The sequence below is a fragment of the Aliivibrio sp. S3MY1 genome, assembly GCF_028765575.1.
Classification (GTDB): domain Bacteria; phylum Pseudomonadota; class Gammaproteobacteria; order Enterobacterales; family Vibrionaceae; genus Aliivibrio.
Window position 1 is genome coordinate 1 of sequence record NZ_JARACO010000051.1, and the last position, 4,522, is coordinate 4,522.

The window sequence follows — 4,522 nt, forward strand, 5'->3', positions numbered from 1 at the left end:
CACTACCACTCATTGATCTTTTGGAGAGTATGCTCTTTAAAAATCTAGCTATCATTTCTTCTAAGAGCAAAAATCCAGCTATTAGTGTGGAGTTAGATAATACTGATAAACGATGCACTCCTATCAATAAATTAGCCACTCAAATTAATGAAACAGTTTCAGCTATTGAAGATAAAGCAAATAAGGTTAGTGAGATTAAGGCTAACATAAAAACAAGAATGTGGAACGCTCTTAAGTATCAGTCTCAAGATATTTTATTGTTAGAGAAACAAGCCAATGAACAGATTAGTAAAGAAATGGCTGTTTTGGATGCTCGCCTAAGCCGAATAAAATTAATCGGGCAAACGGTCAGAAATAAAATTAATGATCTTCGATTACAGACATCCAATATAGATGAAACTATAGATAGAATAAACGATAACTTAAAATATTTAGGAGTGACAGGTTTTGAAATAGTGAAATCTAACGCTCCTGAAAACAATAATTTCTTCATGTTAAGTCGTGGTTCTAATTCAAGTAAAGAGATATTTAAATCATTAAGTGAAGGGGAGAAAACGCTAATAACCTTTTTATATTATATTGAACAATGTAACGGTAGCATGAGTAAAGATAGTGAAATTCCTGACTCTGAAAAAATAATTGTAATAGATGATCCAATTTCTAGCCTGTCTCAAAATTATATTTATGATATAGCCTCATTAATTCAATCTAAAGTAATCAAAGGAAATAGATTCAAAAAAGTAATTATTCTTACTCATAGTCTATTTTTCTATCATGAACTTTTGAAATTAGCTCCTAGGAATCTAGATAAATTTCAAGCTAAATATGGTCTCTACCTAGTTAGTAAGAATGAATATTCTCAAGTATCAACATTAGAACCCAAAGAACTTAAAAATGATTATCAGTCTTTATGGTATATATTGAAAGATGTAGTTAATTCAAAGACTGATCCTATTATTTTACCAAATATAATGAGAAATATACTTGAATATTATTTTGGATTTGTTCACAGAAAAGACCAGCTAAGTGATATTATTAATAAATTGGCTGACAACGAACCTAATCAAGGTTTCAAGTCTTTTTATCGTTATATTAATCGAGAATCACATTCAGACCCAACTAATATTGGTTTCATGATGAGAGTGCAGCCACAAATATATTTGGATAGGTTTCGAAGTGTTTTTGTAGCGAGTGATGATGTGGCGCATTATGAATGTATGATGCAGTGAAGTTGTTACCACTGAGGTATTTATGACTTAGCGTTTAGGAAGCGAGCGACGGTGCTTACATACTGTCTCAAGCTTGCCTAGACGAAAGCGAGTGTATTTACATACTTCCACAACTTTCATGGGCAATATCTCCACGTAATGCCTGTGTTTGCCACAGACAGCCTCATCACACAATGTAATAAGCTACTTTGATTCAGTAGGCTGGAGAATTACCTAAGTGGTAACGCTTAAAATAATAATACGGATATTGTTAATTGTAAAGTTATGATTGATAGAGCTTTTTAAATCATCTAAATATGTTAACAAGTAAGTCCAGATTAATAGGTGCTACCTAAGTGGTTGACTTGTTAGTGATTTTTTCGGTGGGAAGTATAGCGTGCACAACCAGTTTTGAGGTGGTTCATTGAAAATAATATAGAAAGTGAATCAATAGTATTGATTTGTTTTTGTTTTTTACTTATTATTCTTCTTGCGGAGTTCCTATGTACTCTCTGACATTAATTTACAACTACAGGAATTTTTTCCAGTTACAGTAAATTTTTAATAGGAGATATATATGTTACGCAAGATTGGTTGTTTTGTTTGTAAGGTTTTCACTCAAGTTATTGTTCATACTTTGAATGGTTTCTGTAGAGCCTTTGGTGGGTGGTTGTTTACAAGCATCTTCTTAGTGTTAATTAATCATCAGGATTTTTTTTCATTCCTACTGCTCTAATTTGGATTTGGGGGATCGTGAAATACCCCCTCCGCACTTTTCTATAACCTCGTTTTGAATAGAAGTAATAACTCACCATCTTTAAGCATTAATCATAGTTTAAAAATACCCCTACATAGTAATGCCACAGTTAAATAATAGCGTTAATCTATAGAAGTAATACTATTTTCGGTTGATTAAAGGTCTAGAATTTTATTGGGATACTAGATACTAGATACTAGATACTAGATACTAATCGATGGGGTGGGGTTAAATTTATAGTTGATATTTTCAAATGTTATTAATATTCATTAGTTATATATAAGATAGTTTCTAATTTTATAGAGAAATAATGCAATATGTGATTTTAGTTACCTTAAAAAACCTATATACTTAATTGAATATTCAATAATAATAGTATGTCATGGCTGTATCATCAATAGAAATAAACAATATATTAACATTTGACGAGTTTCTCATAGACAAAATTCATGATGTCAACTGCATTATTGGTAAGAATAATGTTGGGAAATCAAATTTATTAAAATCAATTAAATTTTTCTATTCTAAATTAAGCAATGCTAAAGTATTACCGATCGAATTAAATAGTAAATATAGTGTGAGTGGTTCCATTTCTATTACATACGATATAACAAGAATCCTTGATATTTCGATGCGTTCTAAAAAAAACACAGGAATATATAACTATATAAAGAAACTATATTTATCAACTATATTTTCAGCCAACCCAAATATAAATAAAAAGAAAGATAGAATATATTTAAAATTAAAGTTGAATATATATAGTAATGGCTCCGTGAAATGGAATCATAAGGATGAAAGTTTAAATAGAATAGTATTGTATCTATTTCCATTCTTCCATATTGAACCAAGACATATGGACTTACATGATTGGAATGAAATTTGGAATTTAGTTTCAAGTTTGAAGTCATTTGATCTAACAGGTATAACAAAAGATAAAATACATGATTTCTTTAATAGTAATATTGAGGGAGACTTTAATACTACATATAGCTCATATTTGGAAAAAATATCAAATGTAATAAAAACAAAAAGAGTAACACATAAGGAAAAGCTATTATCTTATATTAAGGCTGGCGGTTATGGATATAAATTTGAAATAAATGAAAGTGATATAGTTAGTCAGTCTGACGGAACTAAAACATATTTCTATATAAAAAGTTTTTCTGAAGCTTTGATTAAATTGTCCAAAAGAGAGTATATAGTACCATTTTTGTTTATTGATGAACCTGAGCTAGGTTTGCATCCTAAAATGAACGAAGAGTTAATCAATGATATATATCAAGCTTTCAGCTATAGAGCTGTAAAAAGTAAGACAATTAATCCAAGTATATTTATAACTACCCATTCACCTAGTATTGTAAAAGAAATTGTACGGCTTTTTATCAATAAACACCAGATAATTAGCTTAAAATGTGATAGAAAAAACACTCAGATGTCTTTAATGGCATCAAAAAAAATTGATGAGAAATTCCTTAATATTTTTAGTGATAATGAATCCAGATTATTTTTTAGTGATTTCATTCTTTTTGTTGAAGGTGAAACTGAATTAGAAGTGTTTAGCAATAACTTATTGCGTAAATATTATAAGAATTTACAAAAAGTTGATATTTATAAGTCTAGCAATAATACGATTGGTGAAAATATAAACCCATCTAATTCAAATGCATCAACACCATATTTATTTCTCTTTGACTCAGATAAAGCTTGGAAAACGGAATTTAATGAAGGAAGTCGAACATGTAATATACTGTTGCAGAAAAATGGAGGATTATTTAATTTACAAGAAGATGTTTTAAAGAAAGATATATTGAAATACAAAAGAGGGTACAATGATAAGCATAGACAGCTAGCCTTAAATATAGAGAGTATATTGTATTATGCATCTAGCCCTATTAACATTAATAAACATCGATTAAGATTTACTGATGATATTGCTCATGATTCATTTACCTCATCGATAAATAAATATCTGTTAACTAAAAGATACTATATAAACAAAACAACTTTTGAAGGATGTTTAATTTGCCCTTCATCGAAAGAATTATTTTTCAAATGGTTAGAGATAGAAAAAAAATTAAATATGAGAAAAGTGATTTGTAGATTAAAAAAATGTAATTTGTTTGATGAAAGAGATTTAATTAATTATTTTAGAATAATATTTAATGGTAAGTGTGAACTTATTATTGACTATAAATCTTTTGATTTTGAAGGGTATAAAAAAAGCAATAAAGAGATGATGGAATTCAAAAAATTAATAGAAGAGATTGATAATATTAAAAGAATGTCAACTATTAATATTACGTCAAAGTTAGAGGAGATAATAAAAAAGCCAAAAATAGAAAAGAGATACCAAAAATCCTCAATTCATTCGAGAAAGTTAATGAGAATCTTAGAAAGAAAAACTGTAAAAAATAAAGATATAAAAAAAACAGATGGTTGGATTACCTCCTTTTTGAATTTTTCTATTCTTGAGATTGAAAATTCGGTCAATATAAGTATCAATAATATGAATTTAGGATGTAACAAAGAAATTGAAAGACATCGTATTTCTTTA

2 protein-coding genes are annotated in these 4,522 nt (G+C 28.5%); both read left to right on the forward strand.

Annotated elements, in window-relative coordinates; translation table 11 throughout:
• The coding region (locus PVK62_RS16925; protein WP_274449495.1) for an AAA family ATPase at positions 1-1,229 on the forward strand (1,229 nt) is incomplete at its 5' end.
• A 1,118-nt stretch (positions 1,230-2,347) separates the two neighbouring features.
• The coding region (locus PVK62_RS16930) for a retron Eco8 family effector endonuclease (RefSeq protein ID WP_274449496.1) at positions 2,348-4,522 on the forward strand (2,175 nt) is incomplete at its 3' end.